Source organism: Streptomyces sp. NPDC003284 (genome assembly GCF_053589675.1).
The window spans coordinates 106022-112111 of sequence record NZ_JBSFSI010000023.1; the positions used below are offsets into that span (position 1 = coordinate 106022).

Consider the following 6090-nt stretch of genomic DNA (forward strand, 5'->3'; position numbering starts at 1 on the left):
ATGAGGATGCCCGACGATGTCCTGCTGCGCTGCTCCGCCGTCGTCTTCCGGGGCGAGTCGGTGCTGCTCGTCCACCGCACCGCGCGGGGCGCGGACGACTGGGTGCTGCCCGGCGGCACCCCCCGCGCGGGCGAGAGCATGGTGGCCTGCGCCCGCCGCGAGACCCGCGAGGAGACCGGCCTCGCGGTGGAACCGGCCCGGGTCGCGTTCGTCCTGGAGGCCGTCGATCCGGACAGCGGGCGGCGGACCGTGGACCTGGTGTTCACCGCGGGCCGCGCGCCCGGCCAGACGCCCGCCTCCCGGGAGGAGGGCATGACGGCCGAGTTCGTGGCGTTCCCCCGGCTGCGCGAGCTCGACATGAAACCGCCGCTGGCGGGCCATCTGCCGGGCCTCTTCCACCGGGGCGGGCGCCGGTACGCGCCCTACCTGGGCAACCTGTGGCGCCCGCAGAACGGCACCCGGGTCACCCGCGCCCTGTCGGCGCTGCCCCTGCTCCCCCCGTTCCGTTCCCGGTGACGCCCGGACGGGGCTGAGCGCGCCATGGCCGCGGAGCGTCGGGGCCGTCCGGCGCCGATGGGGCGCGCGGACCCGTCCCGCGTACGGCCGCTGCCCGGCGGGGCCGGACTGCGGGTGGTGGCCAACCCGGCCGCGACCGGCGCGGAGCGCGCCCTCGCCGAGTTGCGGAGCCTGCTGCCCCGGGCCCGCCCGGTCACCGTCCGCTCCCCCGACGGCCTGCCCGCCGCCCTGGAGGCGGCCGCCCGCTCGGCGGCCGAGGCGGGCGGGGCGCTGGGGGTGGTCGGCGGTGACGGCTCGGTCAACGCGGCGGCCCGCGCCGCGCTGCGCCACGGCCTCCCGCTCGCCGTCTTCCCCGGCGGCGCGCTCGACCACTTCGCCGGTACGGCCGGTCTGCGTTCCGTCTCCGTGGCGGCCGCCGCCGTGCAGGAGGGCCGGGGAGCGGCCGTCGACGTGGCCCTGATCGGCACGCCGGGCGCCCACCGGCCGCCCCGGGTGTTCCTGAACACCTTCGCCCTGGGTGCCTACGCCGATCTGGTCCGCTTGCGGGAACTGGTCCGCCGCCGCTGCGGACGGCGGGCCGCCACGGCGCTGGCGCTGCCCCTGGCCAGCGGCACCGCCCGGCCCTTCACGCTGCGCCTGGACGGCACACCACGCCGCCTCTGGCTCCTCTTCGCGGGAAACGGCGTGTACCGGCAGCACTCCCTGCACGCCCTGCCGACGCGCGAGCGGCTGTCGGACGGCCTGCTCGACGTGCGGCTGCTCGACGCGGACGCCGGGCAGCGGCACGGGCGGCTGGCCGCCCTCCTGGCCGAGGCGGTCGACGCACCGCACGCGCTCGTCCTTCCCGAACAGCACGTCGTGCCCCGGCTGCGGCTGACCGGCCTGCGCGGTCTGACCTACGCCTACGACGGCGAGACGGCCACCGCCCCCGACGCGCTGACCCTGACGGCTGCGCCCGCCGCCCTGCTGCTGTACCGCCCGGTGCCCGCGGAGTGACCGTGGGGCCGGGCGGCGCGGGCCCGGAACCGGGCTATGTCCCGGTCGCCTCGTGCACACCGACACCGATCAGCACGGCGGCGGCGACGGCGGGCGACCAGGCGCCGACGACCCTGGCGGCCACCCCGGTCCCCAGTCTGTTGCCGAGCCAGATCATCGCGTAGCCCCAGAACGTGACGGCCGCGGCGACGCCCCACAGCGGGACCGCCGCCGAGACCGTGGCCCCGAAGCCGTTGGCGACATTGGTGAACGACAGGCCGACGCCGAGCAGCAGGCCCTGGCGCGGGCCGGGGGGCGCGGACACCGGCGGCGCGGTGCGGTGGACGCGGCGGGGCCGTACGTACATCTGGTACAGGTAGAGGAGCGCCACCGACACGAGCACCCCGCACGCAACCAGGCCGGCGGCGGCCGGTGGCACCCGGCGTGAGACGAGGTCTCCCCCGTACGCGCCCAGCAGGACGCTGCCCAGGCCGACCGTGTTGACGAGCGCGTTGATCCGGTGCGGGAACCTGATCCCGGCGACACCGTAGGCGAGGCCCACCCCCCAGTTGTCGAAGTTGGCCGCCAGGCCGATCAGATCGGCCGTGACCGCGGTGCGCAGCCAGTCCATGGGCGTCCCGTTCCGCGCTCGTCGAGGGGTGCCGCGCCCACCGGAGCCGTCGGCCGCTCGCCGAAGACGCGCGCGTACAGATCGGCGCCGTGGGCGGTGGGTTCGGGCGGGCCCTCGACCAGCCGGTGGGTGCGGCGGCCGTCGGGGGTGCGCTCGGCGCGCAGGAACACGGTCCCGGCGCCGTGCGGGCGGTGCGTGTACAGGCCGTGGGACAGCTCGTAGAGGTGGGTGACGCACACCGCCTTCACCCCCGCCTCGGTCAGGGCGCCGAGGATCTGCCGGTGGATCTCCGCGCCCTCCCGCTCGTCGGTGGCGGCGAACGACTCGTTGAACAGGACGAGGCCGCGCGCGGTGAGGCGGTCGGCGATGCCGCTCATCCGTGCCAGCTCCTCGTCCAGTTTGCCGCTGACCAGGTCCGGGTCCTCCTCCCGCCGGAAGTGGGTGAACACCTGGTCGCGCGGGTCGGCGGCGAAGGAGACGGCGGCGGCGAACATGCCGCTCTGCGCCATGAGATGGGCCAGTCCCACGGCGCGCAGGAAGGTGGACTTGCCGCCCTCGTTGGCCCCCGTGACCACCAGCAGCCGGGCCCCGTCCGCGTCCACGTCGCTGCCGACGACGGGGCCGGTGCCGCGCAGCGCGAGACACACGTCGTACAGGCCGCGGCAGGTGAGGACCGGTGTGCCCGGGGGCGCGGGATCGGGGCGGCACACCGGTGCGCCGCGGGCGGCGAGCGCCGCGCGCAGGTTGAGGCAGCCGGTGCAGAAGCCCAGTTCGCGGCGGAGCGCGGTGAAGAAGGCCAGGATGTGGTCGCAGGAGCGGGCCAGCGCGTCGGCGGCGAGGTCGAGGCCGCGCCCGCGCAGCTCGCCGAGCGCCCTGGCCCCGGCTTCGTCGCGTTCGGGCAGGTGGTACGTGTACGCCGGGGGTCCGAAGGAGGTGAACAGGTCGCGCCAGCCGCGCTTGTGCGGCGGTTCGCGCAGCACGTATCCCGCGCCCCGGCAGCCGTGGGTCGGCCGGGCGCTGACCAGGACACCGCCGCGGAAGCGCAGCCGCTCGGCGTGGCCGCGCAGCCGGGTGAGGCAGTCGTCGTCGAGTTCGGCGGCCAGCATGGCGAAGAATCGTCGGAACCCGGCGGAGCGGAACTCCCCGGCACGCGTGTCGGCCAGGTGCCGCAGCCGCTGGAGGAGTCCGAGGAACAGCGCGAGGACGTCCAGCGAGCGGGCGAGGGACGCTTCGGGGGAGCGTACGAAGCTGCCGAAGACGCGCTTCTCGCGGGCCAGGGCCTCGGTGGCCAGGGCGTACAGCTCGCGGACCGTCTCCGGTTGCCGCAGGCAGTCGGCCAGGACGTCCTGCCGGTAGCGGATCTCCTCGGGGTCGGTGAGCGGGGACATCATGACCCGGCGGGCGCATTCGTACAGGAAGGCGTCGCCGTCGGCCATCGCCGCGTACAGCGTCCCGAGGTCCAGGTCCCGCGTCAGGTCGTCCTCCTGCGGGCCGGGCGCGGTGTCCCAGGCCGGGTCGCGGTCGCGGTGCAGGAGCCGCGCCCTCACGGCCGGATCCTGGCGCGCAGGCGGTCGTGGGTGAGCCCGTGGCGTTCGGCGACGGCGACGGCGTGGGAGAGGCCGTCGGCGGGGCCGCGTGCGATGCGGAAGGTGCGCACGGCCGGGTCGTCGGGGTCGACGGCGGCGACCATGCTCACGGTGGCCTCGCCCAGCCGGGACAGTTCGTCGACGAAGGTGACGCAGACGCCGATCAGACCGCGGTCGATGAACTGCCGGAGGGTGCGGGTGCCGAGCAGCACGGCGTCGTCGAGCGTGGTGGAGGTGAACACCTCGTTGAGGACGACGACGCCGCCCGGTGCCGCCCGCTCCAGGACGGCGTGCACGCGCAGGAGGTCGTCGTACAGCTTTCCGCCCGGGTCGTCGAGGCGCTCGCCGTGCTCGAAGTGGGTGAACAGCCCGTCGCACAGCAGGAGCCGGGCCCGCCGCGCGGGGACCGGGCAGCCGAGCGCGGCCAGTCGGTGCAGTTGCCCGAAGGCACGGGCGAACGTCGTCTTGCCGCCCTGGTTCGGCCCCGACACGACGAGGAACCGCTCCGGGCCGCTCAGCCGGAAGTCGTTGAGCACCACCCGGGCCCCCTCCCGGACGAGCTTGTCCGCGAGCACGAGGTCGAACATCCCCTCCGCGCCGAGCTCCCGGTCGCCCTTCGCGCCCGCCGCCACCTCGGGCAGGCAGAACGGCAGACCGGCCCGCTCCAGCGGCGCGGTGAACGCCCGGTAGGCCAGATAGAACTGGATCTCGCGCTCGAAGGCCGTGATCCCCGGGTCGAGGAAGTCCGCGTGCCGCTCGCGGAACCGCTCCAGTTCCGCGAAGACGTCCGGGTACAGCAGGGCGACCCGGTCCAGGACGGCTTCCTCGACATGGTTCATCACCTCGTCCGAGCGGAAGCGGGACCGGTGGTCCTTCGTCTCCCCCTGCCGGAACCGCTCGAAGTCGGCGAGGACCTCGGCGCCGTAGTCCCCCTGCCCGTCGTAGGCGCTCACCCTGACCCGTCCGGGGGTGATGAGCAGGCAGTAGTGGACGTCGTCCAGCTGTTCCTGGAGGCGGCGCGCGTCGCGGGCGAGCGCGGTGAAGGCGGCGGAGGCGACATAGGAGGCGGCGTACGCGGCGATCGCGCGCAGGGCCGGGGAGCGCGGTGCGGCGCGGGCCAGGTCCCGCGCGAGCGCCGTGCACGCCGCAGTGTAGGCGTGGACCGCCTCCAGGGACCAGTCCGCCGCCTGGTAGCGGTGGCGCATCGCACCGGCGCGCCGGAGCCGGTCCCGCACCTCGCGCATCCGCTCGCCGAAGCCGTCGATCCGGTCGGCGAGAGCGGGCAGCTCCGCCAGGTCCCGGAAGACGGCCTGCCGGTGGCCGACCGTGCGGAGGTCCCCCGGCCGTGCCCGGAAGAACGGCGCGAGGCCGTAGGCGGGACGGCACAGTTCGAGCGCGTCGACGAGCTGGTCCAGGTTCAGGTCGCGGAAGCAGTCCGGCTCGGGCACCGGCGTGCCGGGCCGGTCGGCGCCCTCGGGGAACAGCACGCTCGGTACGCGCGGGGCGCCCGGGTCGGCCTGGTCGGGAGCGGCGCGGTCGGCGGCCATGGTCCTGCCTTCCTCCGGTGCGCGGGCGCACCCGGGACGGACGGCAGGAACCATCGGCCTGGTCGGCGGTTCGGCCTCCGGCGCACCGGGGGCCACGGCGGGATCCACCGCCGCTCGGCGCGCGGACCGCGCCGGGGACAACGTCTGCTTCCCACTGTTTCCCGCTGCGCGCGCGGCAAACCCCGCCGTCGGCGGTGCCCGCTGCGGGGTTCGTTCCTCACGGACCGTTCAAACCTGCCTACGGAACGCTATACATTCGGACGGGTGCCGAGAGGAGCGCGATGAAACGGGATCCACGGCAGCCTGGGGCGCCGCACACGGAGCACGAGCCGGACGCGGGGGCGGCCCGGCTGCGGCTGCTGGCCGAGGCGAGCCGGGCGCTGGCCTCGGGCCTGGACGCGGAGGAGGCACTGCGCCGCCTGGCCCGGCTGGTCGTGCCGCATCTGGCGGACGCCTGTGTGGTCGACGTGGCCGAGGGCGAGCGGCTGCGGCGGCTCGCCATCACGGACCGGGAGCCGGAGCGGTCGCTGCGGGTCCTGCCCGGCGGGCTGCTGCCCGGTCCGGACGACTCGTCCGCCGCCCTGGCGAAGGTGCTGCGCGGCGCGGGGCCGGTCGTCGTCTCCGACTTCGGGCTGCCCGACCCCGCCGACCCGCTCCAGTCCGCCCAGTGGGCCCTGTACCGCATGCTGGACGCCGGGACCGCGCTGATCGTGCCCATGCTGGTGCGCCGCCAGGTCCTCGGCGCGCTGACGTTCGTGCGGCGTGCGCCGGGTGCCGTGTTCGACGAGCAGGAGCAGGCGCTGGCGGCGGATCTGGGGCACCGGGCGGGGCTGGC

6 protein-coding genes are annotated in these 6090 nt (G+C 75.8%); 3 read left to right on the forward strand and 3 right to left on the reverse strand.

Annotation, left to right across the window (positions count from 1 at the left end; genetic code table 11):
- Both ACWDYF_RS32540 and ACWDYF_RS32545 read left to right on the forward strand, forming a co-directional pair.
- The gene (locus ACWDYF_RS32540; RefSeq protein ID WP_389472608.1) at positions 1-516 is read left to right on the forward strand and encodes an NUDIX hydrolase; all 516 of its coding nucleotides are present in this window, start codon (positions 1-3) and stop codon (positions 514-516) included.
- A gap of 24 nt (positions 517-540) precedes the next feature.
- Positions 541-1512: a diacylglycerol/lipid kinase family protein gene (locus ACWDYF_RS32545; RefSeq protein WP_389472612.1), complete on the forward strand. Its 972-nt coding sequence runs from the start codon at positions 541-543 to the stop codon at positions 1510-1512.
- Positions 1513-1546: 34 nt separating this feature from the next.
- Here the strand turns inward: ACWDYF_RS32545 and ACWDYF_RS32550 are convergent, their stop codons facing one another.
- The 3 genes from ACWDYF_RS32550 to ACWDYF_RS32560 are packed head-to-tail and all read right to left on the reverse strand — an operon-like array spanning position 1547 to position 5255.
- Complete coding sequence (locus ACWDYF_RS32550) at positions 1547-2122, reverse strand: manganese efflux pump MntP (RefSeq protein ID WP_389472616.1); 576 nt, start codon at positions 2120-2122, stop codon at positions 1547-1549.
- Positions 2086-3669: a MutS-related protein gene (locus ACWDYF_RS32555; protein WP_389472619.1), complete on the reverse strand. Its 1584-nt coding sequence runs from the start codon at positions 3667-3669 to the stop codon at positions 2086-2088. Before ACWDYF_RS32555 ends, ACWDYF_RS32550 begins: the two co-directional genes overlap by 37 nt.
- A complete protein-coding gene (locus ACWDYF_RS32560; RefSeq protein WP_389472622.1) occupies positions 3666-5255 on the reverse strand; it encodes a MutS-related protein in 1590 nt (529 codons plus the stop codon). Before ACWDYF_RS32560 ends, ACWDYF_RS32555 begins: the two co-directional genes overlap by 4 nt.
- Before the next feature lie 281 nt (positions 5256-5536).
- On the opposite strand from ACWDYF_RS32560, the gene ACWDYF_RS32565 reads away from it, so the two are divergent.
- Positions 5537-6090, forward strand: a 554-nt coding sequence (locus ACWDYF_RS32565) for a GAF domain-containing protein (RefSeq protein WP_389472625.1), incomplete at its 3' end; no start/stop codon positions are given.